This is a genomic window from Roseovarius sp. THAF27, from assembly GCF_009363655.1.
In the GTDB taxonomy this organism is placed as follows: Bacteria; Pseudomonadota; Alphaproteobacteria; order Rhodobacterales; family Rhodobacteraceae; genus Roseovarius.
Genome location: NZ_CP045393.1, coordinates 2,348,436 through 2,371,514, shown reverse-complemented (window position 1 = coordinate 2,371,514; position 23,079 = coordinate 2,348,436). Strand labels below are relative to the sequence as shown.

Here is a 23,079-nt window from a genome sequence, read left to right as displayed (position 1 = left end):
GCTGCGCCTATTGCTGCTGCGTTTCGGTGGGCTGGGGGTCGACGGGCTCTGCCGGGGCGTCGCAGGCGCTGACCAGGTCCTCGTATTTCTGGGTGATCCAGCCGAGCGCCTGTTCGGGGTTGCCGTCCTCGACCTTGGAGGTGAGCTGGGCAAAGACGCGGGCCGAGCGGCTGTCGTCGATCATCTGGATGTCCTGGCTGGTCACCACGGTCTCATAGACGAAATAGGCGATGGCCACCAAGAGGACGCCGCGCGCCACGCCGAAGAGAAAGCCCAGGCCCTGGTCGATGCCGCCCAAGGCGGAGCGCTGCACCACCGAGGAAAAGAGCGGGGTGATGAGCGAGGTCACGATGAGGGTGACGGCGAAAATCGCGGCGGCGGCGGCCAGCATCGAGAGCGCGCAGGTGTCGGCGAGGAAATCGCCCACCACGGGCACTTCCTTGACCAGCGGTTCTACCTGGGGCGCGAAGAGGAAGGCGAGAATGGCGGCCACGATCCAGCCGGCGATGGCCAGAAGCTCGCGCACGATGCCGCGCGAATAGGCCAGAAGTGCCGACAGCACGATGATCAGCGCGACGATACCGTCGATGATGGTGAAGCCTTCCATGAGCGCGTCCTGTTTTACCTTTGGTTTGGCGCGCTACCCGGCGCCGAAAATCTCACCTACGAAGCTGGTCAGGTCGCCCATGCGTTGCAGCGACAGACCGCCCGTGCCGCCGGTCTTGCCTCCGGCGGGAATGATTGCGGAGCTAAAACCAAGTTTTGCGGCTTCTTTCAACCTGTTTTCTGTCTGGGACACCGGGCGCAGGGCGCCCGACAGAGAGATTTCGCCGAAAAGGACACAGTCGGCGGGCAGGGCGGTGTCTTCGCGCGCACTGAGCAGGGCTGCGGCGACGGCAAGGTCGGCGGCGGGCTCGGAGATGCGGATGCCGCCGGCGACGTTGAGATAGACGTCGAGCCCGGCGAAGGGCACGGCGCAGCGGGCCTCGAGCACCGCGAGGATCATGGCGAGGCGCGCACCGTCCCAGCCCACCACGGCGCGGCGCGGCTGCGAATGCGGCGTGGGGGCGACGAGCGCCTGCATTTCCACCAGCACGGGGCGGGTGCCCTCGATGCCGGCGAAGACGACCGAGCCGGGCGAGGGGTCGCCGCGGCCCGACAAAAAGAGGGCAGAGGGGTTGGGCACCTCGGCCAGGCCCGCGCCCGTCATCTCGAACACGCCGATCTCGTCGGCGGGGCCGAAGCGGTTCTTGACCGCGCGCAGGATGCGGAACTGGTGGCCGCGCTCACCCTCGAAATAGAGCACCGAATCGACCATGTGCTCGACCACGCGGGGACCCGCGATCTGGCCTTCCTTGGTGACGTGGCCCACTAGGACGACCGAGCAGCCCTTGCGCTTGGCGAAGGTGACAAGCTCGTGCGCGGCGGCGCGGACCTGGGCCACGGAGCCGGGCGCGCTGTCGACATTGTCGGCCCACATGGTCTGGATCGAATCGATCATGACCAGCTGGGGCGTGTCGCGGTCGAGCGTGGTGATGATGTCGCGCAGGGCGGTGGCGGTGGCCAGTTTCACCGGCGCGTCGCCCAAGCCCAGCCGCTGGGCGCGCATCCGGACCTGGGCGCTGGCCTCCTCGCCCGAGACGTAGACGGTTTTGAGGCCGGCTTGGGCGAAGCGGGCGGCGGCTTGCAACAGCAGCGTGGACTTGCCGATGCCGGGATCGCCGCCCACCAGCGTGGCCGAACCGGGGACGAGGCCGCCGCCAAGGACGCGGTCAAGCTCTGCCATCCCCGACATGGTGCGCGGCGGGGGCGCTTCGGCGGTGGAGAGGTCGCTGAGCGCGATGGCGTTGCCACGCTTGGTGCCCAGCGATTTGGACGCGGGGCCGGCGGAGAGCGGGGCCTCCTCGACGATGGTGTTCCATTCGCCGCAGGCGTCGCAGCGGCCGGACCACTTGGAATGGACTGCGCCGCAGGCGGTGCAGGTGAAGGAGGCGGTTTTTCCCATATGCGGGTGATGCCCCAAGCGCGGGGCGCGGTCAAACGCTGATGCCGTTCGGCCGGGCGGGGCGTGCTATTCGGCGGCGCGGTTGGGCAGGCCGACCACGGTGCCGTCGAGATCCGAGACCTCCTCGTAGCCCAGTTCGGGCAGGATCGGACGCAGGTCGTCGCGCAGGCGTTCGAGCTGGCTGACCGCGACGCTTTCCTCCATCTCGACCTCCTGGGCCCATTGCTTGAGCCGGACGCCGACCGCCTTGGCGTGGTCCAGGCGCTTGTTGAACTGCTCGACCTCCTGCTGGCGCTGCTTGAGGAAGGCGCGGGCGCGGTCGACCTTGTCGTCGGAATAGACCTCGGCCAGTTCGCGGCTGATGTAGGACATCTGGGCCGCCACCTCCATGATCTGCGGCTCCAGCGATTCCAGGTCGGGATGTTCGCGCATGTAGGCGAGGCGTTCGCGCACGGCGTCGAACTCGGACTGGATCCGGAACATGCCGGCGCGGTCGGCGGCGTGGGCCGCGGCATAGGCCTGGGTGACGTCCTGCATGTTCATGTGAAACCGGCGGTGCGAGTTTTCTAGCGCCATGACGCGGGCATTGGTGGGCAGGTAAAAGCACAGAAGAACGGCGAGGACGGTCAGGCCGATCTGGGCGATTTGGCCCGCGTTTTCATACACCTGTCCGCCGAAGCCGACCTGGAATTCCAGCCAGGGCAGGACGCCGAACGCGGCGAGCGCCGTGGCGAGCGTAAGCCCGAGCGCGGCCAGGGCGAACACGGCCACGGCAAGGCGGTTCAGGAAATACTGCGCAATCACGACTACCGAACGGAAGGTCTCGGTCATCACTTCCCCCCAAAGAAAGTGCACCACACTCTGTATCGGCAAGTTTACGCCGAGAAAGTGAAATCACCTACAGTAAATTTAAGGCATTTTGGGAGGATCGAGGGACAATCCCCTTTGTTCGAGAGGAATTGTTTCCGTTTACGCGACGACGCGGCCGGGCTTTTCGGTGAAATGCCCGATGGCCAGGGAGGCGAGAATGCAGCCGGTGAAGAGGTAGAGCCCCCAGGCGGTCTCGATCCGGCCGACGCCGATGCCCTTGGAGAGGGTGATGTAGACCGCGATGAGAAAGATGTCGGCCATGGCGAGTTTTCCCAGGACGTGCAGGACCGGCAGGGTCTTACGCCGCAAGAGGCCGAAATGGATGAGCGCGAGGCCGATGGTCTTCACGTAAGGCGCGAAGAGGGCGAAGAAGGTGACAATGAGGGCGAGGAAGACGTCGCTGTCCCAGAGCGACTGAAGCCCGGTGATGACGGAGATTTCCGACAGGCCGAAGAGCGGCAGCAGACCGGCGCGCATCAGGGGGGCGAACCAGGCGACGGGGAAAAGGACCAGCAGGGTCAGGTTGAGGTATTTGAGCATGAAAGGCCTTGGGTTGTATGACCCAGAGGTAAGGGGTGCGAGAGGCCGGGGCAAGCGCAGGGGAAACAGGGCCTCGGGGAGCGATGCGTGGGGCAAAAGTCTTGAGAGGACTTTTGCCAAAACCTTTGAGAAAGGTTTTGGCGTGCGGTCAGCGGACGGATTCGATCGGGCCTTCGGCGGAGCCGGTGATGAACTGTTCGAGATAGGGATCGCCGGAATTGTCCATCCGGGCCACAGGGCCGGTCCAGCGGATCTTGCCGCCGTGGAGCATGGCGACGTTGTCGGCGATGGCGCGCACGGAAGTCATGTCGTGGGTGATGGTCATGGCGGTGGCGCCCATTTCCACCACGATCTCGCGGATGAGCTCGTTGATGACGCCGGACATGATGGGATCGAGGCCCGTCGTTGGCTCGTCGAAGAAGATGATCTCGGGCTCGGCGCAGATGGCGCGAGCCAGTCCGACGCGTTTCTGCATGCCACCCGACAGCTCGGCGGGGTACTTGTCGGCCTGTTCGGGGGTGAGGCCGACGCGGCGCAGTTTCTCGATAGCGATCTCGCGCGCCTCCGCCCAGGGGCGTTTCAGCGAGCCGCGCAGCAGGCGGAAGGCGACGTTCTGCCAGACGGGCAGCGAGTCGAAGAGGGCGCCGCCCTGGAACAGCATCCCGAAGCGGGCGAGGAAGGCGTCGCGGTCGCCCTTGGTGACGTCCTGGCCGTCGAGGGTGATCAGGCCGCTGTCATGCTGGATGAGGCCGAGGATGCATTTCAGGACCACGGATTTGCCGGTGCCCGAGCCGCCGATGATGACCATCGACGTGCCCTTGGGGATCGACAGGTTCACGCCGCGCAGGACGTGGTTGTCGCCGAAGGACTTATGCACATCCGAAAGCTCGATCATACCGAGAAAAACACCCCCGTCAGCAGGAAGTTGGCGGCGAGGATGAGGATGGCGGCGGCCTGGACCGAGCCCTTGGTGGCGCGGCCCACGCCCTGTGCGCCACGGCCCGAGTTCATGCCGTAATAGCAGCCCATGACGGCGGCGATGACGCCGAAGACCGCGCCCTTGACGAGGGACGAGATGACGTCGAGCGGTTCGAGAAAGTTGACGGTGTTCTGGATATAGGTGGCGGCGTTGAAGCCGAGGTTCTGCACGCCCACGGTGTAGCCGCCGAGGATGCCGATGATGTCGCCCACGCCGACCAGCAGCGGCACGGTAATGAGGGCGGCCAGCACGCGGGGGGCGACGAGGTATTTCATCGGGTGGGTCGAGAGGGTGACGAGCGCGTCGATCTGCTCGGTCACTTTCATGGTGGCGATCTCGGCGGCGATCGAAGACGTGACACGGGCGGCGATCATCAGGCCGACCAATACGGGGCCCAATTCGCGCACCATGCCGATGGCGACGATCTGGGGCACCACGGCCTCGGCGTTGAAGCGCGCGCCGCCGGAATAGATTTGCAAGGCAAGCGCGCCGCCGGTGAAGATCGCCGTGAGTCCCACCACGGGCAGTGAGAGCCAGCCCACCTGCATCAGCGCGTTGAACACCTCGCGCGGGTAGTAGGGCGGGCGCAGGATGTGGCTGAAGGTCGAGAGGGCGAAGAGCGTGATCCGCCCCAGCATCGCAAGTGCTGCCAGCGTGTTGCGCCCGAGCGCGGCGAGGGGTGACAGGATCAGGGTCATCCGCCGGTATAGAGCCGGTCGTAGCGGGCGCCCATCGCGGTCAGGATTTCGTAGCCGATGGTGCCGGCATTGTCGGCGAGGTCGTCCACGGTCTGATCTTCGCCCAGGATGCGCAGCCACTTGGGATCATGGCCCAGCTCCGTGATGTCGACCGAGATCGAATCCATCGAGATGCGGCCCGCCACCGGGCAGGGCGTGTCGTCGGCGTAGAGCACGGTCTTGGGGCCCATGAGGCGGTGGAGGCCGTCGCCGTAGCCGGAGGAGACGGTGGCGATGCGGGTTTCGCGCGTCGCGGTGAAGGTGTTGCCATAGCCGACGGTCCCGCCCGGTTCCAGGTGGCGCGTCTGGATCACCGGCAGGTCGAGCGTGACCACGGGGCGGGCCCCCTCGAAGGGCAGACCGCCGTAGAGACCGATGCCGGGGCGGCACATGTCGAAGTGATAGTCTTTTCCCAGGAGTATACCACCCGTCTGGGCGAAACAGCGCGGCACGCCGGTGCCGTCTGTCATTTCCCTGAAGCAGGCAAGCTGTTGCGCGTTCATCGGGTGGTCGGGCTCGTCGGCGCAGGCGAGGTGAGAGATCAGCAGCACGGGGTTCGCCGCCAGTACCGTGTCGCGCACGGCGGCCCATTCGGCGGGTTCCATCCCCAGACGGTTCATGCCGCTGTCAAGCTGGATGCCGAAGGGGTGGCCGGGCAGCGCCTCGAGGTGGCGGATCAGCTGATCGGTCGAGTTCAGCATCGGCGTGAGGTTCAGATCCGAAATCATGTCGGTGTCGCCGGCCATGTGGCCCGAGAAGACGTGGATGTCCGGCTTGGGGCCGAGCGCCTGGCGCAGCGCGACGCCTTCCTTGGGGACCGCCACGAAGAAGGTTCGGGCGCCGGCGCGGGCCAGCGCGCGGGCGATGCGATCCATGCCGAGGCCGTAGCCGTCGGCCTTGACCACTGCGGCGGTTTCCACCTCGGTCTGCGCGTCGAGCGCGCGCCAGTTGGCGACGAGCGCGTCGAGGTCGATGGTAAGCTTGCCGGTACTACTCATGGGCCGTGGTTTTGACCGGATGGGACGGGGGGTCAAGCCCAAAGGCGGGCATGACGCCGGCTCAGAACTCGCCGCCGTCCTGCTGCCACGGTTTGACGAGGTTGCCGAAGCGGGTGAACTGGCCTTCGAAGCTGAGCTCGACGGTGCCGATGGGACCGTGACGCTGCTTGCCGATGATGACCTCGGCGCGGCCGTGCAGGCGCTCCATGCGTTCCTGCCAGGCGGCGATCTCTTCCAACTTGTCGTCGGAGGGTTTTTCGCGCTCGGCGTAGTATTCCTCGCGGAAGACGAACATCACCACGTCGGCGTCCTGTTCGATCGAGCCGGATTCGCGCAGGTCGGAAAGCTGCGGGCGCTTGTCCTCGCGGCTTTCGACCTGGCGCGAGAGCTGCGACAGGGCGATGACGGGGATGTCGAGTTCCTTGGCGATGGCCTTGAGGCCTTGGGTGATCTCGGAGACCTCGTTGACGCGGCTGTCCTTCGCCGAAGCGGGGCGCACGAGCTGAAGGTAGTCGACGATCAGAACGTCCAGCCCGTGCGTCCGCTTCAGCCGACGGGCACGCGCGGCCAGCTGGGAGATGGGCAGGGCGGGCGTGTCGTCGATGTAAAGGGGGCAGGATTCGAGGGTCTTGGCGGCCTCGACGAAGCGGCGGAACTCGGTCTCGGTCATGTCGCCGCGGCGGATCTGCTCGGAGGGCACCTCGGCGGCCTCGGAGAGCACGCGGGCGGCGAGCTGCTCGGCGCTCATCTCGAGCGAATAAAAGCCGACGACGCCGCCTTCGACCGCGCCTTCGGAGCCGTCGGGCAGCGTGCCGCGATTGTAGGCCTTGGCGATGTTGAAGGCGATGTTGGTCGCCAGCGACGTCTTGCCCATCGAGGGGCGGCCGGCGAGGATGAGAAGGTCGGACTTGTGCAGGCCGCCCAGTTTCTTGTCCATGTCGATGAGGCCGGTGGAGATGCCGGCAAGGCCGCCGTCGCGCTGGTAGGCGGCGTTGGCCACATTAACAGCGTCGGTTACGGCCCTGAGAAAGCTCTGAAATCCGGTCTCGGACTGGCCCTGTTCGGACAATTTGTAGAGCTTCTGTTCGGCCTCGACGATCTGGTCGCGGGGTTCCAGGTCGACCTCGGCGCGCTGGGCCTTTCCGGCGATGTCGTGGCCAAGCCCGATCAGCTCGCGGCGGATCGCCATGTCATAGATCATCTGCGCGTAGTCGCGCGCGGCGAAGGCCGAGATCGCGGCGCCGGCGAGGCGGGCGAGATAGGCGGGACCGCCCAGCTCCTTCAGGCCCTCGTCGTCTTCAAGGAAGGTCTTGAGCGTCACCGGCGACGCCAGGTTGCCCTTGGCGATGCGGGCGGCGGCGGTCTCGTAGATGCGGGCGTGGACGGGGTCGTAGAAATGCTGCGGGCCGATCAGGTTGGCGACCCGGTCGTAGATGTCGTTGTTGGTCAGGATCGCGCCCAGAAGCTGCTGTTCGGCCTCGGTGGAATGCGGCAGGGCATCCGGTGCCGGCGCGTCCTGTACGGCCGGTGTGCCGGACGCGTTGATGGTCGCAACTTCGTTCATTTCTTCCCCCGTACTGCTCTGGTTCCGGGTTGCGGCGCGATGGCCCCGATCGCGCTCTGCCCCAGTAGGGCGGTTTCTTAGCGAGGCGGCCTGCGCGGTGGCAACTTGTATCTTTGTGTGGATACTCTGTGGATATCCTCAAGCTACAATATTTTGCATCCCAGAGGACCCCAACGTCAAGATTTCGTTGTCGTGCGATGCGAGAGGCACGCTAACGTTGCGTCATCACAACGTTAAAAAAATTTCACGAACGGGGTTGCCCGGGGGGACGCCGCCGGCGACTCGGGGTCGCCTAGCTGCGGGCGGCCTGCCAGGCGCGCGGATCGTCGAGAAACGATTCGACCCCGTCGAGGGTGGCGGCGTCGAAGCTGCCCTGGGCGCGGGCCTCTGCCAGCACGTCGCGCCAGGTGCAGAGGTAATGCAGTGCCACGCCGTGGTCGCCCAGGGTCTTCTCGGTCTCGGGGAAGATGCCGTAGTAGAAGATGACGGCGGTGTGCCCGCAACTGGCGCCGGTGTCGCGGATGGCGTCGACGAAGCTGAGCTTGGAGCCGCCATCGGTGGTCAGGTCCTCGACCAGCAGAACGCGGTCGCCCTCGGTCATGGCGCCCTCGATCCGGGCGTTGCGGCCATAGCCCTTGGGTTTCTTGCGCACGTAGGTCATCGGCAGGGCCATGCGTTCGGCGACCAGCGCGGCGAAGGGGATGCCCGCGGTCTCGCCGCCGGCGATGTTGGTGAAGGCCTCGAAGCCCGCGTTGCGCATCACGGTGACGGTCAGGAAGTCCATCAGCGTGGACCGGATGCGCGGGAAGGAGATGAGCTTGCGGCAGTCGATATAGGTCGGGCTGGGCAGGCCGGAGGCCAGCGTGAAGGGCTCGTCGGCGTTGAAATGCACCGCCTCTATTTCCAGCAGCATCCGGGCGGTGAGGCGGGCGATCTCGGCTTGGTCGGGGTAGGTCGAAGGGATCATGCGGGCGGTCCTTGGTGGCAGGTGTCGGAGCCTCCGGCGGGGATATTTGGGGCCAGAGGAAGAATCAGGTCACGCGCCAGTGCAGCGGCATCTGGGGATCGAAGACGGTGACGGGGCCGTCACCGGTGTCGATGCTTGGCGGATAGGCGACCGGGTCGCCCCTGGTGAGCGTGATCGTGTCGGTGCTGACGGGCAGGCCGTAGAAGGCGGGGCCATGTTCCGAGGCGAAGCCGGCGAGGCGGTCGAGGGCGCCTTCCTGCTCGAACACCTCGGCCAGGATCGAGAGCGTGTTGGTGGCGGTGAAGCAGCCCGCACAGCCACAGGCCGTTTCCTTGGCCGCGTCGACATGGGGAGCCGAGTCCGTGCCGAGAAAGAAGCGGGCGTCGCCGGAGGTCGCGGCGGCGCGGAGCGCGAGGCGGTGTTCCTCGCGCTTGGCCACGGGCAGGCAGTAGTAATGCGGTTTGATGCCGCCCACGAGGAGGTGGTTGCGGTTGAGGACGAGATGGTGCGTGGTGATGGTGGCGCCGAGATTTTCAGGGTTCGATTTGACGTAGTCCACGCCTTGCCGCGTGGTGATGTGTTCCATCACGACGCGCAGGCCGGGTGTGGCGCGGCGCAGCGGGTCGAGCACGCGGTCGATGAACACCGCCTCGCGGTCGAAGATGTCGATCTCGGGATCGGTGACCTCGCCGTGCACGCAGAGCGGCATGCCGATTTCGGCCATGCGTTCCAGCACCGGACGCACGCGGTCGAAGTCGCGCACGCCGGAGGCGGAGTTGGTCGTGGCGCCCGCCGGGTAGAGCTTGAGCGCTGTCACCAGGCCCGACGCGTGGGCGGCGGCCACGTTAGCCGGATCGGTGTTCTCGGTGAGGTAGAGCGTCATAAGCGGGGTGAAGTCCATCCCCTCCGGGAGCGCCGCCAGGATCAGATCCCGGTAGGCGGCGGCCTCGGCCCCGGTCACGACCGGCGGCACGAGGTTGGGCATGACGATGGCGCGTCCGAAATGACGTGCGGTTTCGGGCAGGACCGCGCGCAGCACCGCGCCGTCGCGCAGGTGCAGGTGCCAGTCATCGGGGCGGGGGATGGTCAGCGTCCGGCTCATGGCCGAAGGCCTTACAACAGCGCGCGCGCCTGTGCCAGAGCCTCAGTCGATTTCGCGGGGCGGCATGGCCACGCCCTGTTCCTCGGCCTTGGCGTAGGCGGCGCGGATCGCGCGGCGAAACCGCGGACCCGGCGTTTCGCGCATCACGGCCTGCGCCAGCCGCGCGGTGTGGTAGAGACGTCCGTCGTCTTCGAGCCGGGCCAGGATGGACTTGAGGTAGGGCACGTCCGTCCGGCGGGCGCGGTAGAGCCGGGCGAGCGACGCGGTGTCGAGCTTGCCCGCGCTGAACCGGGCGATGATGCGCAGAAGGATGTTCATGCGTATCAGGCTGCGGTCCAGCCGCGGTCCCATGAAGCGCATCCGGAAGCGCATGACGTTGGCGCGGGCGAAGAGCGCCGCATGCATGGCGTCCTCCTCGATGTCCGGATCGTAGAGGATGACGGCGCGGTCGGCCGCGTCGAGCATGTCGGGGGCATAGCCGTAGCGGCTGGTGAAATCGAGCCGGCGGCGACGGCGGAACCGTTCGTCCCATTCGGTCATGCGCGGGTCGAGCGTGGCCTGCGGCTGGATCGCCAGCACCCTGGCGCCGGGGGCCGCGACCGAGAAGGCGGCGGCGGCATAGCCCGCGGGGCCGGCGCCGTAAAAGATCACCTGGTCGAACTCCTCGAAGAAGCCGTCATCGACGAGCCGGTCGAAATAGCCGTAGACGCGGCCTTCGCGGAACCAGCTGTCGGTCTTGCTGGCGAGGCAGAGATGCGACCATCCGAGCGCGCGCGCCAACTCCCAGCCCATCGGCCGGGCCTCGGGGGAGACCACGCGCAGGCTGGCGAAGGATTCGAAGGTCACCAGGAGGGTCGGCTTGTGCTCGATGAAGATCGCGGCATGGTCCGCCCCCAGCCGCTCGACATAGCCATCGGCATCGGCCACGTCGTCCAGCCGGTCCAGCCAGTCCTCCCAGTCCAGCCCGGACAGGGACGCCTCCAGCGCCTTGGGGGTATCTGCGCACATGCTCGATCCTCAATACTCGAAAAGCCCCGCTTCGCACGGGTGATTGATCGGCAAGCTAGGCAGCAAAAACGGCGAAACTTTGGAGAATTGGTGGGGTTTCTTGGGGGGCGGCAACGTACGGCGCGACTGGCGCGGCCCTTGACGGCGCGACAAACCCGTGCAGTTCTGCGGCGAAAGGGAGCCGCGATGACCGATCTGACATCCATAGACGACGTGCAGGCCATGCTGGCTCGGGAGGGCTATGTCTGCGGGCGCGGCCTGGGGACGGTGGTGTTCCTGGGGCTGCGCCTGGGCCGGCCCCTGTTCCTGGAGGGCGAGGCCGGCGTCGGCAAGACCGAGATCGCCAAGGCGCTGGCCGCCGGGCTGGGGCGGCGGTTGATCCGCCTGCAATGCTACGAGGGGCTGGATGCGTCGAGCGCGGTCTACGAGTGGAAATTCGCCGAGCAGATGATCGCCATTCGCGCCGCGGAGGCCACCGGCGGTGTCGACCGCGACAGGCTGACCGACGAGCTCTTCACCGAGGAGTTCCTGATCGAGCGGCCGCTCCTGCAGGCGATGCGCCCGCAGGAGGGCGGCGCGCCGGTGCTCTTGATCGACGAGCTGGACCGGACCGACGCGCCGTTCGAGGCGTTCCTGCTGGAGTCGCTGAGCGATTTCCAGGTGACGATCCCCGAGCTGGGGACGATCGCGGCGCCCGAGCCGCCCGTCGTCGTGCTGACCTCGAACCGCACGCGCGAGGTGCATGACGCGCTGAAGCGTAGGTGCCTGTATCACTGGGTCGACTACCCGACTTTCGACCGCGAGATCGAGATCCTGCAGGCCCGCGCGCCCGAGGCCGCCGAGACCCTCAGCCGCGAGGTGGTGGCCTTTGTCCAGAAATTGCGCACCGAGGACCTGTTCAAGAAACCGGGCGTGGCCGAGACCATCGACTGGGCCAAGTGCCTCCTGGCGCTGGACGTGATCAGCCTCAGCCCCGAGGTGATCGCCGACACGCTGGGCGCGATCCTGAAATACCAGGACGATATCCAGAAATTGCAGGGCTCCGAGGCCAAGCGCATCCTCGACGAGGCCAAGGCGGGGCTGGAGCCGGCGTGACTCTTCCTCTGGCCTTAAATATCCCGGGGGTTTGGGGGCTGGCCCCCAATCCAACCTGTGTTTGGGGGCTGGCCCCCAATCCAACCTGTGTTTGGGGGCTGGCCCCCAATCCAACCTGTGTTTGGGGGCTGGCCCCCAATGGAACCGGCATTCGGGGCCGCCGCGCCCGCGCCCGTGCCTGATGGAATACCCCGACCTCGACCTGCCGGAGAATCCCAGGCTTGGCCACAACATCACCCATTTCGCCCGTGCCCTGCGCAAGGCCGGGGTTCCGGTGGGGCCGGGGCGGGTGATCGACGCGATCCGGGCGGTCGAGGCGGCGGGGTTCACCTCGCGGTCCGATTTCTTCTACGCGCTCAGGGCCTGTTTCGTCAGCCGTCCCGAGCATCGCGCGGTCTTTGCCCAGATCTTTCGGCTTTACTGGCGCGACCCGCGCTACATGGAGCACATGATGGCGATGATGCTGCCCGCCATTCGCGGCGTGCAGGAGGACCGCACGGCGCAGGCGGCCGAAAAACGCGCCGCCGAGGCGCTGCTGGACGGGATCGAGCCGGACATCCCCGAGGCGGAGCCGCAAGGGACTGACGAAGAAACGCAAATCGAGATCGACGCCTCGCTGACCATGAGCCGCGACGAGCGGCTGAAGACCCTCGATTTCGAACAGATGAGCACCGCCGAGATCGCGCAGGCCAAGCGCATGCTGGCAAGGCTGAGCCTGCCGGTGAAGCCCTTTGCCTCGCGCCGGGGGATGCCCAGCCACACCGGCCACCGGGTCGATGCGCGCAAGACGCTTCGCGCGGCGATGCGGCGCGGCGGCGAGATGCGCCGGATCCACCTGCAGAAACCGCGCCCGCGCTGGCCGAACCTGGTGGTGCTGTGCGATATTTCCGGCTCGATGAGCCAGTACAGCCGGATGGTCCTGCATTTCCTGCATGCCGTGGCCAACCAGAAGGGGGCGGGCTGGGCCAAGGTACATGCCTTCACCTTCGGCACGCGGCTGACCAACATCACGCGCCACCTGGACACGCGCGACGTCGATGCAGCGCTGGCCGCCGCCGGTGCCGAGGCGCAGGATTGGGAAGGCGGCACCCGGATCGGGGACTGCCTGCACCAGTTCAACTGCGACTGGTCGCGTCGGGTGACGGGGCAGGGCGCGGTCGTGCTGCTGATCACCGACGGGCTGGACCGGGACGGGACCGCGGACCTGGGCCGCGAGATGCAGCGCCTGCACCTGTCGGCGCGGCGGCTGATCTGGCTGAACCCGCTGCTGCGCTGGGACGGGTTCGCGCCCAAGGCGGCGGGGATCAAGGCGATGCTGCCCCATGTCGACGCGTTTCGTGCGGGTCATTCCATCGCCACGCTGGAAGATCTTGCCGCGGTCATCAGCCGGCGCGAGGATGCCGGCGAGAAAACGCGCCTCATGCCACAGCTGTGAGCCCGGGCCGATCGGCGGCGCCATGCCGATTTTACGCCCCGGTGTCGGGAACCCCCCATGCACCCCCAACGTTGGGGAGGGTAGCCACGCAAGCGCGGGGCATCCGAATTCTGGGAGAGAGACATGCGTAGACTGACCCTGACATCGACGACCGCGGCCCTCGCTTTGGCGATCGGCCAGACTGCACCGCTGCCACTGGCGGCTGAAACGGCGTTGCAGGAGGCGCAGGACGGAACGTATCGCACCGCGCAAGCCGATATCGACACGGCCGAGCCGAATGGCGACGAGTCGGTGCTGTCGCAGGCAGCCGAGGAGGTCGAAAACGCCGCCGAGGCCGCCGAAGCCGAGGGCGAGGCCGCTGCAGAGGCTGCTGAAGCCGAGGCAGCCCAGGCCGCGCAGGCCGCCGAAGAGCAGGCCGAAGCAGAGCAGCAAGCCGCCGAGGCCGAAGCGCAGGCCGAAGCGGATGCCGCCGCTAAAGCCGAAGCGGATGCCGCGGCGCAGGCCGAAGCGGACGCCGCTGCGCAAGCCGAAGCAGATGCCGCGGCGCAAGCGGAAGCGGACGCCGCCGCGCAAGCCGAGGCCGATGCGGCAGAGGCAGAGGCCGAGCAGGCTGCGGAGTCGACGGCTGAGAGCGTCGAAGAAGATGCGCAGCAGCTGGAGCAGGCGCTCGAGGCCGAGCAGGCCGAGGCCGAAGCGCAGTCAGAAGCGGAGGCAACAGCCGAGACCGAGGCAGAGGTGCAGGCCGACGGGTCTGCCGATACCGCCGAGACCACCGAGGCTGAGGCCAACGAGCCCGAGACAAACGAGGCCGAGGCCGCCGCGCAGGCCGAGGCAGGCGCCGAGACGGAGGATGCCTCCGAGACGGCCGAGCAGGATGCAACCGAGTTGGAGCAGGCGCTTGAGGCCGAGCAGGCGGGGAGCGAAGCCGGAGCCGAGGCCGAGGACAGCGCCGACCCTGGCGACGCTGCCGACGCGGCGGGGCAGGATGCAACCGAGCTGGAGCAGGCGCTTGAAGCGGAACAGACCGATACCGACACGGCTGCCGGCAGCGAAGAACAGACGGGTCAAGAACAGACCGGCGAAGAACAGACCGGCGAAGAACAGACAGCGGACCAGGCCGCCACCGAGCAGCCCGAGCCGCAGATCGACGAAGACCCGGTCGAACAGGCAGAGGCACAGGCCCAAGCCGCGGCCCAAGTCGAGGAGCAGGCCGCTGACGTGGCTGCTGCCAGTGACGATGCCGAAGCCGTGAACAGCGAAGAGGTGACGCTGACCGACGAGAACACACGGTCCTCGGACGAGGAGTTCGAGACGACGGTGGGCGGCAATGCGCAGACCGAGGCCAACACCCAGAACGCGCCCGCCGCAGGCACCCCCGTGACCAGCGACGACCGCGACGAGAACCTGCGCAATATCCTGACCGCCGCGGCCGCCATCGGCCTGGGCGCATATACGATCGGGCAGGTGACAGATGACGGCGGCACGGTCGTGTCCAACAGCGGCGACCGCGTCGTGGTCGAGCGCGACGGGCGCTATCGCATCATCAAGGATGACGACGCGCTTCTGCGCCGTCCGGGCAGCGACGTGCGGGTCCAGACCTTCGACGATGGCTCGACCCGCAGCACCGTGACGGCCCAGGACGGCAGTCAGACCATCACCGTGCGGGCTGCGGACGGCCGCGTTCTGCGCCGCACGCAGGTTTATCCCAACGGAGACCAGGTGGTGCTGTTCGATGACACGCGCCAGGTCGAGGCGGTGAACGTGCAGCAATTGTCGGACACCCGCGCGCAGGAATATGAATATGCCAACGCGTCGGAAGACGAGCTGCGCCAGGCCATCTTGGCCACGCGGGATGCGCCGACCGCGCGCCGCTTTTCGCTGAACCAGGTGCGCTTCGTGGACGCCGTTCGCCACCAGGTGCCGGTGATCGCGCTGGATACGGTGAACTTCGAGACCGGCAGCGCCGTCATCCGGCCGGAAGAGGCCAAGGCGCTGTCGGTGCTGGGCAACGCCATGCGGGACTCCATCTCGGAGGATCCCCGCCAGGTGTTCCTGATCGAAGGTCACACCGACACGGTCGGCCCGGCCAGCATGAACCTGGCCCTGTCCGACCGCCGCGCTGAATCGGTGGCGCTGGCGCTGACCGAGTATTTCGACGTGCCGCCGGCGAACATGATCGTGCAGGGCTATGGCGAAGCCGACCTGAAGATCCGCCAGGCCGGTGACATCCGCGAGAACCGCCGCGCGGCGGTCCGCAACATCACCGGGCTTCTGAACGACAGCTGAACGGTGTCGCCGGGGGACCGACGGGGCCGCCCTCCGCAGGATTGCGGGGGGCGTCCTTTTTTGTGCGCGGCGCCCGAGATTCTTCGTACGAAGAATGTTGGGGCCACAGCTTGCCGAAATTTCGTTTGTGAAAGCGGTGTGCCCGGCCCATATTGACGCCATGTCCGACCGTTTCGACACCATACCCGAAACCGCGCTGGCCTGGTTCGAGGCCGGCAAGGGCGCGGCCCTGGCCACTGTCGTCGAGACCTGGGGCAGCGCGCCCCGGCGCGTGGGCAGCCAGTTGGCCATCTCGGGGGAGGGCGAGATCGAGGGATCGGTCTCGGGCGGCTGCGTCGAGGGCGCGGTGGTCGCCGAGGCGCTGGACGCCATCGAGGCCGGCACGCCCGTGATGCTGGAATACGGCGTCAGCGACGGCGATGCCTTTGCCGTGGGGCTGGCCTGTGGCGGCACGATCCGGGTTCTGGTCGAGCCCGTGGGCAGCGTGATGCCGGTGGAGATCCTGAAGGACCTCGTGCTGGCGCGCGAGGCGCGGGTGCCGGTGGCCTATGTCACCGGCATGGAGGCCGAGCGCAGGCTGGTGCGCGAGGATTTCGACGACCGTTTTCGCGCCGACCGTTCGGGGTTCGAGGAGGATGGGACCACCTTTGTGGCGATCCACAATCCGCCCTTGCGGATGATCATCGTGGGGGCCGTGCACATTGCCCAGGCGCTGGTGCCGATGGCGCGGGTGGCCGGGTACGATCCGCTGTTGATCGACCCGCGCGAGAGCTTCGGCAGCGACACGCGCTTTCCCGGAGAGACGATACTGCACGACTGGCCCGACGAGGCCGTGGCCGCCTATGGCCTCGACGCGCGCACGGCATTGGTGCTGCTGACCCACGATCCCAAGCTGGACGATCCGGCGCTGGAGGCGGCGTTGGCATCGGATGTCTTTTACATCGGCGCGCTGGGCTCGACCCGGACCCATGCCAAGCGCGTGGCGCGGCTGGAGGCGAAGGGCTTTGACGCGGGCCAGATCGCGCGCATCCACGGGCCGGTGGGGCTGGATATCGGCGCGGCGGGGCCATCCGAGATTGCCGTGGCGATCCTGGCGGAAGTGACCTGCGTGCTCAGGAAAGGCGGATGAAGTTCGGGCCGGTTCCGCTGGACCGGGCGGCGGGCGCGATCCTGGCGCATAGCGAGCACCTGCCGGACGGGCGGCTGCGCAAGGGGCAGGTGCTGGCGGAGGCGGATATCGCCCGGCTGCGCGCGGCGGGGCTGGAGAGCGTTGACGTGGCGGTTCTGGACTCGGGCGACGTGCACGAGGATGCCGCCGCCGCCCGGCTGGCCGAGGCGGTGCTGGACGGCGCCGCGGGCCTGTCGCTGAGCCGGGCGTTCACGGGGCGGGTCAACCTGGTGGCCGAGGCGCCCGGCGTGGTGGAGGTGGACGCGGCCAAGGTGACGGCGGCCAACCTGCTGGATCCGATGATCACGCTGGCCACCGTCGCGGCGTGGTTCCAGACCCATCCCGGCGGGATGGTGGCGACGGTCAAGATCATCGCCTACGGGGTGGCGGCAGAGGCGCTGGACCGCGCGGCGGAGGCGGCACGGGGCGCGATCCGGCTGCACCGGCCGCGATTCGAGACCGCCAGCCTGATCGTGAGCGACACAGCCGAAGGTCCCGGACTGCGCGGGGTCGAGGCGATCCGCACGCGGCTGGCGGGCCTGGGGATGCGCCTGAAACAGACGCTGAGTTGCCCGCATGAAGTCCCCGCGCTGGCCAAGGCCATGGCGGCGGCAAGCGGCGAGGTGGTCCTGGTGCTGACGGCCTCGGCCACGTCCGACGCGCGCGATACCGGCCCCGAGGCGCTGCGCCGCGCGGGCGGCACGGTGGCGCGGTTCGGCATTCCGGTCGATCCCGGGAACCTGCTGTTCACCGGACGGCTGGGAGAGCGGCCGGTGATCGGGTTGCCCAACAGCGCCCGGTCGCCGGTGCTGCACGGGGTGGACTGGGTGCTGGCGCGGATCGCCTGCGGCGTGCCGATCGGGGACGCGGATTTCGCGGCGATGGGCGTGGGTGGCCTGCTGAAGGAAATCCCGACGCGTCCGCAGCCGCGCCAGCGGAAACAGGCCGGGTAGGGACGCCAGGCAGGGGGCAGGGCCCGCCCGGCGCATGGGGTCAGCCGTCCAGGTGCGAAAGCTTTTCGAGGATGCCGGTCCAGCCCCAGCGATGGCCTTCGCGCTGCTCTTCGCTGACGAAGCGGACCTGGGTCAGTTCAACGCGCGTGCCGCCCGGACCGGGGGTGAAGGTGATCGTCACCTCGCTGTCGTCGCGCGAGGCATGGCTTTCCCAAGTGAAGACCAGCCGGTTGGGCCGGTCGATTTCCCTGTAGGTTCCGGTATGGGGCAGGTCCTTGTCGCCGTTGCGCATGATGATCTCGAACCGTCCGCCCTCGACCGCGTCCGAGGACGCGCGGGGCACGACGGTTTCGCCGGGGCAGATGAAGCGTTTCATGGTTTCGGGGTCGAGCCAGGCGTCGAACAGCCGTTCGGGCGTGGCGTCGATCACGCGTTCCACGGTGAGGGTGAGGTCGGTTTCGGTGGCAGTCATGGATCGGTCTCCTGTGTGAGCAGATGGTCGAGTGCCTCCAGCCGGAGGGCCCAGATCGAACGCAAGTCGCGGAACCAGAGGTCGACATGGGCCAGTTCCTCGACCCGCAATTCGATCAGGTGCTCGCGCCATTCGGTGCGGCGCGTGACCAGCCCCGCGCCTTCGAGCACCTTGATGTGCTTGGAGACGGAATTGAGGCTCATGTCGAAATGCGCGGCGATGTCGGTCACCCGGAGCGGTCCTTGCTGCGCCAGGAGCGTCAGGATGGACCGGCGGGTGGGGTCGCCTGCGGCCTTGAAAATATCGGTCAGTCGGTGCTGTGATTCTTGTTCAACCATAAGGGTGAATAACACGGCGTAGGCCTTCAATCAACCAAATAGATGAATGATAAGGCGCATCTGCTGCGGCCCGGGTCGACCCGCGCGCGGAAACCGCGCGCCGGCAGGATGCGCGCAAGTACGACGAAGGCAGGGGGGGTGGCGCGACAGAAAGTGCCTTCTCAAGTGCGGGGCGGCGTGTTTAACTCCGGTCAGCCAATTAGAAAAGCCAATGGGAGGAGCCGATGGCACAGGTCAAGATGACCGTGAACGGCAAGCCTGCGTCCGGCGAGGTGGAAGGACGCACGCTACTTGTCGATTTTATCCGAGATACGCTGGGCCTGACGGGCACGCATGTGGGCTGCGACACCAGCCAGTGCGGCGCCTGCGTGGTGCATGTGGACGGCAAGGCGGTGAAGGCGTGCTCGATGTTCGCGGCCGAGGCCGAGGGCACGGAGGTGACCACGATCGAGGGGATGGCGGCGGATGACGGCACCATGACCCCGGTCCAGCAGGCGTTCCAGGAATTCCACGGGCTGCAATGCGGGTTCTGTACACCGGGGATGGTGATGTCGGCAGAGGCGCTCTTGAAGGACAACCCCAACCCGACCGAAGCAGAAGTGCGCGAGTACCTGAAGGGCAATATTTGTCGCTGCACCGGATACCACAACATCGTCAAGGCGATCCTGGCGGCATCCGGTCAGGACGTGTCAGGGATCGCTGCGGAGTAGACACGGATGCTGACCGGCCCGCCCAAGCTGCGCACATGCCTTTGGTTTCACGACCGCGCCAAGGAGGCGGCGGAGTTCTACGTGACTCTGTTTCCCGACAGCCGGATCGACGAGGTCAGCGAAGTCGATGGTGACGTGGTGGTCGTGGAACTGACGCTGGGACAAGTGCCGTATCAGTTCCTGCAGGCGGGGCCGCATTTCACCCTGACGCCCGCGGCGTCGATCAGTGTTCTGACCGAGGATCAGGCCGAAACAGATCACCTGTGGGACAAGCTGAGCGACGGGGGCGAGGAAGGACTGTGCGGCTGGCTGACCGACCGGTTTGGCGTCAGCTGGCAGATCGTGCCGCGCCGGTTGCTGGAGTTGCAGGGCGGCCCCGATGCCGAGACGGTTCGGGCGGCCATGTTCAAGATGAAGAAGATCGAGATTGCGGCCCTGGAAGAGGCCGCAGCCTAAACAACAGGATCGGGCCTGTGCGCCCGCCAATATGGGAGGACTAACACATGCCCAAAGATGGTGGCATCGGCGCCAGTTCCAAGCGGCGCGAGGACGTACGGTTCCTGACGGGGGCCGGCAATTATACCGACGACATCAACCTGCGGGGACAGGCCTATGTGCATTTCCTGCGCTCGGACGTCGCACACGGTACGCTGAACAGCGTGGACACCAGCGCCGCCGAGGGCATGCCCGGGGTGATCAAGATCTTCACCGGCGCGGATTTCGCCGAGGTGGGGGGCATTCCCTGCGGCTGGCAGGTGACGGACCGCCATGGCGAGCCCATGCAGGAGCCGCCGCACCCGGTGCTGGCACAAGGCAAGGTCCGCCATGTGGGCGATCCCATCGCCGCCGTGGTGGCCGAGAGCCGCGAACAGGCGCGGGACGCCGCCGAGGCGATCGAATTGGACATCAGCGATCTGCCCGCCGTGATGGACATGAAGGAGGCGCTGAAGGACGGCGCCACAAAGGTGCATGACAACCTGACGAGCAACCTTTGCTACGACTGGGGCTTCGTCGAGGAGAACAAGGGCGCGGTGGAAGAGGCGATCAAGAACGCCGCGCATGTCACCACGCTGGAGCTGGTGAACAACCGGCTGGTGCCCAATGCGATGGAGCCGCGCGTGGCGGTGGGCGATTACAGCCGCGCGACCGATGACAGCACGCTTTACACCACATCGCAGAACCCGCACGTCATTCGCCTGTTGATGGGCGCCTTCGTGCTGGGCATCCCCGAGCACAAGCTGCGCGTCGTGGCGCCCGATGTGGGCGGCGGTTTCGGCTCGAAGATCTATCACTATGCCGAGGAAGCGTTCTGCACCTTCGCCGCGAAAAAGTTGAACCGGCCGGTGAAGTGGACCTGCTCGCGCTCGGAGGCTTTCATCAGTGACGCCCATGGCCGCGATCACGTGACCAAGATCGAACTGGCGCTGGATGCGGACAACAACTTTACCGCTGTGCGCACGGAAACCTATGCCAACATGGGGGCGTATCTGTCGACCTTCGCGCCGTCGATCCCGACGTGGCTGCACGGCACGCTGATGGCGGGCAATTACAAGACGCCCAATATCTACGTGAACGTGAAGGCGGTTTTTACCAACACCGTACCGGTGGACGCCTATCGCGGGGCCGGGCGGCCTGAGGCGACGTACCAGCTGGAGCGCGTCATCGACAAGGCGGCGCGTGAGCTGGGTGTGGACCCGATCGAGCTGCGGCGGCAGAACTTCATCACCGAGTTCCCCTATGCCACGCCGGTGGCCGTGGAATACGACACGGGCGATTACAACGCCACGATGGACAAGCTGCTGGAGATCATCGACAAGGACGGTTTCCAAAAGCGGCTGGAAGACAGCAAGGCCAAGGGCCGTCTGCGAGGCCTTGGCGTGAACTGCTATATTGAGGCCTGCGGCATCGCGCCGTCGAACCTGGTGGGGCAGTTGGGCGCGCGGGCCGGCTTGTATGAATCCGCGACCGTGCGAGTGAACGCCACCGGCGGGATCACCGTGATGACGGGCAGCCATAGCCACGGACAGGGGCACGAGACCGCTTTCCCGCAAGTGGTGGCCGACATGCTCGGCATCGACGAGAGCATGGTCGAGATCGAACACGGCGACACGGCCAACACGCCGATGGGCATGGGCACCTACGGCTCCCGCTCCATCGCCGTGGGCGGCAGCGCCATGGTCAAGGCGACCGAGAAGATCATCGCCAAGACCAAGAAGATCGCGGCCCACCTGCTGGAAGCCTCGGAGGCGGATATCGAGCTGAAGGACGGACAGTTCACCGTTGCGGGTACCGACAAGTCGGTGGCCTGGGGCGACGTGACGCTGGCGGCTTACGTGCCGCACAACTACCCGCTGGAAGAGATCGAGCCGGGGCTGGAGGAGACCGCGTTCTATGACCCGGCGAACTTCACCTACCCGTCGGGCGCCTATGCCTGCGAGGTGGAGGTGGACCCCGAGACCGGCAAGGTCACGATCGAGCGCTTTGCCGCGGCCGACGATTTCGGCAATGTCATCAACCCGATGATCGTTTCGGGGCAAGTGCATGGCGGGCTGGCGCAGGGGATCGGGCAGGCACTGCTGGAGCAGACCTCCTACGATGCCGACGGCCAGCTTCTGAGCGCGTCCTACATGGATTACGCGATGCCGCGTGCCGATGACGTGCCGTTCTACCAGGTCGATCATTCCTGCCAGACGCCTTGCACGCACAACCCGCTGGGGGTGAAAGGCTGTGGCGAGGCTGGCGCGATCGGCAGTCCTCCTTCGGTGGTCAATGCCGTGGTGGATGCGCTGCAACGCGCTGGGCATGATGTGACGCATATCGACATGCCGCTGACGCCGTCGCGCGTCTGGCAGGCGATGCAAGGGTAAGGAGAGAGACGATGTACGCATTCGAAATCGAACGCCCGAGCACGGTGGCCGACGCGGTGAAGCTCTTGAAACAGAGCGACGAGAACCAGGCGCTGGGAGGCGGGCAGACCCTGATCCCCACGCTGAAGCAACGGCTGGCCGCGCCCGAGGTGCTGGTCTGCCTGAGCGGGATCGACGAGATCAAGGGCGTCTGCACCGATGACAATGGCCGGATCTGCATCGGCGGGGGCACGACCCACGGCGATGTGGCGGCAGGATCGGGAGCCTATCCGGCGCTGGTCTGGCTGGCGCAGAATATCGGCGACCCGGCGGTGCGCAACCGGGGCACCATCGGCGGCAGCCTCGCCAACAACGACCCGTCGGCCTGCTATCCGGCGGCGGTGCTGGCCTCTGGCGCGACGGTGGTGACGAACGAGCGTGAGATCGCCGCCGATGATTTCTTCGACGGCATGTTCGCCACCGCGCTGAACGAGGGCGAGATCATCACCGAGGTGAAATTCCCGGTGCCTGAGAAAGCCAACTATCAGAAGTTCGAACAGCCCGCGTCCCGCTTTGCGCTGGTCGGTGTGTTCGTGGCGAAGTTTGCCGACGGTGTGCGCGTGGCCGTGACCGGCGCGTCGGAAGAGGGCGTGTTCCGCTGGAGTGAGGCCGAAGAGGCGCTGGGCGGCAATTTCTCGGCCTCGGCGCTGGACGGTCTGTCGGTGCCGGCGGACGGGATGATTTCGGACCTGCACGGATCGGGAGCGTATCGTGCGCATCTGGTGTCTGTGCTGACAAAGCGGGCGGTAGAAGCGGCCTGAGCGCCATAAAATCCGAACTGGTTGAACCGAAGCCCGGCCTTTCTTAGAGAAGGCCGGGCTTTTGCTTATGTCAGGTCGGAGCGCGCAGGCGCTTCGGTGAGGACAGGTTTTCGTGTATATGGCCCACCCATTTCTCGCTATGGATGTGCCTTGCGGAATTTTCGCAAACGCGTGCTATTCTCTCG

The 23,079-nt window shown here is 66.8% G+C and carries 22 protein-coding genes; 9 read left to right on the top strand and 13 right to left on the bottom strand.

Annotation, left to right across the window (positions count from 1 at the left end):
* Positions 1-7 precede the first annotated feature (7 nt).
* From FIU89_RS11795 to FIU89_RS11745, 11 genes are all read right to left on the bottom strand, one after another.
* The gene (locus tag FIU89_RS11795; protein WP_152492779.1) at positions 8-607 is read right to left on the bottom strand and encodes a CvpA family protein; all 600 of its coding nucleotides are present in this window, start codon (positions 605-607) and stop codon (positions 8-10) included.
* Between the two features lie 33 nt (positions 608-640).
* Positions 641-2,005: a DNA repair protein RadA gene (radA, locus tag FIU89_RS11790; protein ID WP_152492778.1), complete on the bottom strand. Its 1,365-nt coding sequence runs from the start codon at positions 2,003-2,005 to the stop codon at positions 641-643.
* A gap of 66 nt (positions 2,006-2,071) precedes the next feature.
* Complete coding sequence (locus tag FIU89_RS11785; protein WP_152492777.1) at positions 2,072-2,836, bottom strand: DNA repair protein; 765 nt, start codon at positions 2,834-2,836, stop codon at positions 2,072-2,074.
* Between the two features lie 138 nt (positions 2,837-2,974).
* Positions 2,975-3,415: a paraquat-inducible protein A gene (locus FIU89_RS11780; protein ID WP_152492776.1), complete on the bottom strand. Its 441-nt coding sequence runs from the start codon at positions 3,413-3,415 to the stop codon at positions 2,975-2,977.
* A 148-nt stretch (positions 3,416-3,563) separates the two neighbouring features.
* Positions 3,564-4,310 (bottom strand): ABC transporter ATP-binding protein, encoded by a 747-nt coding sequence (locus tag FIU89_RS11775; RefSeq protein WP_152492775.1) that lies wholly within the window; start codon positions 4,308-4,310, stop codon positions 3,564-3,566.
* The gene (locus FIU89_RS11770; protein ID WP_152492774.1) at positions 4,307-5,092 is read right to left on the bottom strand and encodes an ABC transporter permease; all 786 of its coding nucleotides are present in this window, start codon (positions 5,090-5,092) and stop codon (positions 4,307-4,309) included. Before FIU89_RS11770 ends, FIU89_RS11775 begins: the two co-directional genes overlap by 4 nt.
* Positions 5,089-6,129: an alanine racemase gene (gene alr, locus FIU89_RS11765; protein ID WP_152492773.1), complete on the bottom strand. Its 1,041-nt coding sequence runs from the start codon at positions 6,127-6,129 to the stop codon at positions 5,089-5,091. Before alr ends, FIU89_RS11770 begins: the two co-directional genes overlap by 4 nt.
* Before the next feature lie 61 nt (positions 6,130-6,190).
* Complete coding sequence (locus FIU89_RS11760) at positions 6,191-7,693, bottom strand: replicative DNA helicase (protein WP_152492772.1); 1,503 nt, start codon at positions 7,691-7,693, stop codon at positions 6,191-6,193.
* A gap of 292 nt (positions 7,694-7,985) precedes the next feature.
* Positions 7,986-8,660 (bottom strand): orotate phosphoribosyltransferase, encoded by a 675-nt coding sequence (locus FIU89_RS11755; RefSeq protein ID WP_152492771.1) that lies wholly within the window; start codon positions 8,658-8,660, stop codon positions 7,986-7,988.
* 64 nt (positions 8,661-8,724) lie between these two features.
* Complete coding sequence (gene pyrC / locus FIU89_RS11750; RefSeq protein ID WP_152492770.1) at positions 8,725-9,762, bottom strand: dihydroorotase; 1,038 nt, start codon at positions 9,760-9,762, stop codon at positions 8,725-8,727.
* Between the two features lie 42 nt (positions 9,763-9,804).
* Positions 9,805-10,770 carry a phosphoadenosine phosphosulfate reductase gene (locus tag FIU89_RS11745; protein WP_152492769.1) on the bottom strand — a complete coding sequence of 322 codons (966 nt, stop codon included), beginning with the start codon at positions 10,768-10,770 and terminating at the stop codon, positions 9,805-9,807.
* Positions 10,771-10,956: 186 nt separating this feature from the next.
* On the opposite strand from FIU89_RS11745, the gene FIU89_RS11740 reads away from it, so the two are divergent.
* The 5 genes from FIU89_RS11740 (at position 10,957) to FIU89_RS11720 (ending at position 17,707) form a co-directional block, all read left to right on the top strand.
* Positions 10,957-11,865, top strand: a complete 909-nt coding sequence (locus FIU89_RS11740) for a MoxR family ATPase (protein ID WP_152492768.1) — start codon at positions 10,957-10,959, stop codon at positions 11,863-11,865.
* Between the two features lie 178 nt (positions 11,866-12,043).
* Positions 12,044-13,300: a VWA domain-containing protein gene (locus FIU89_RS11735; RefSeq protein ID WP_152494499.1), complete on the top strand. Its 1,257-nt coding sequence runs from the start codon at positions 12,044-12,046 to the stop codon at positions 13,298-13,300.
* A 123-nt stretch (positions 13,301-13,423) separates the two neighbouring features.
* Positions 13,424-15,586, top strand: coding sequence for an OmpA family protein (locus tag FIU89_RS11730; RefSeq protein WP_152492767.1), 2,163 nt, complete (start codon positions 13,424-13,426; stop codon positions 15,584-15,586).
* 160 nt (positions 15,587-15,746) lie between these two features.
* Entirely contained in the window at positions 15,747-16,715 is a 969-nt protein-coding gene (locus FIU89_RS11725) for an XdhC family protein (protein WP_152492766.1), read from the top strand.
* Complete coding sequence (locus FIU89_RS11720) at positions 16,712-17,707, top strand: molybdopterin-binding protein (protein ID WP_152492765.1); 996 nt, start codon at positions 16,712-16,714, stop codon at positions 17,705-17,707. Before FIU89_RS11725 ends, FIU89_RS11720 begins: the two co-directional genes overlap by 4 nt.
* Positions 17,708-17,747: 40 nt before the next feature.
* Here the strand turns inward: FIU89_RS11720 and FIU89_RS11715 are convergent, their stop codons facing one another.
* Together FIU89_RS11715 and FIU89_RS11710 are read right to left on the bottom strand one after the other, a co-directional pair.
* Entirely contained in the window at positions 17,748-18,179 is a 432-nt protein-coding gene (locus FIU89_RS11715) for an SRPBCC domain-containing protein (protein WP_152492764.1), read from the bottom strand.
* Complete coding sequence (locus FIU89_RS11710; RefSeq protein WP_152492763.1) at positions 18,176-18,517, bottom strand: helix-turn-helix transcriptional regulator; 342 nt, start codon at positions 18,515-18,517, stop codon at positions 18,176-18,178. Before FIU89_RS11710 ends, FIU89_RS11715 begins: the two co-directional genes overlap by 4 nt.
* A gap of 224 nt (positions 18,518-18,741) precedes the next feature.
* Between FIU89_RS11710 and FIU89_RS11705 the strand changes: the two genes are divergently transcribed.
* The 4 genes from FIU89_RS11705 to FIU89_RS11690 are packed head-to-tail and all read left to right on the top strand — an operon-like array spanning position 18,742 to position 22,894.
* A complete protein-coding gene (locus FIU89_RS11705; RefSeq protein WP_152492762.1) occupies positions 18,742-19,227 on the top strand; it encodes a (2Fe-2S)-binding protein in 486 nt (161 codons plus the stop codon).
* Between the two features lie 6 nt (positions 19,228-19,233).
* Positions 19,234-19,683 (top strand): VOC family protein, encoded by a 450-nt coding sequence (locus FIU89_RS11700; protein WP_152492761.1) that lies wholly within the window; start codon positions 19,234-19,236, stop codon positions 19,681-19,683.
* A gap of 47 nt (positions 19,684-19,730) precedes the next feature.
* On the top strand, positions 19,731-22,094 hold the full coding sequence (locus tag FIU89_RS11695; protein WP_152492760.1) for a xanthine dehydrogenase family protein molybdopterin-binding subunit: 2,364 nt from the start codon (positions 19,731-19,733) through the stop codon (positions 22,092-22,094).
* An 11-nt stretch (positions 22,095-22,105) separates the two neighbouring features.
* On the top strand, positions 22,106-22,894 hold the full coding sequence (locus tag FIU89_RS11690) for a xanthine dehydrogenase family protein subunit M (protein ID WP_152492759.1): 789 nt from the start codon (positions 22,106-22,108) through the stop codon (positions 22,892-22,894).
* Positions 22,895-23,079 lie beyond the last annotated feature (185 nt).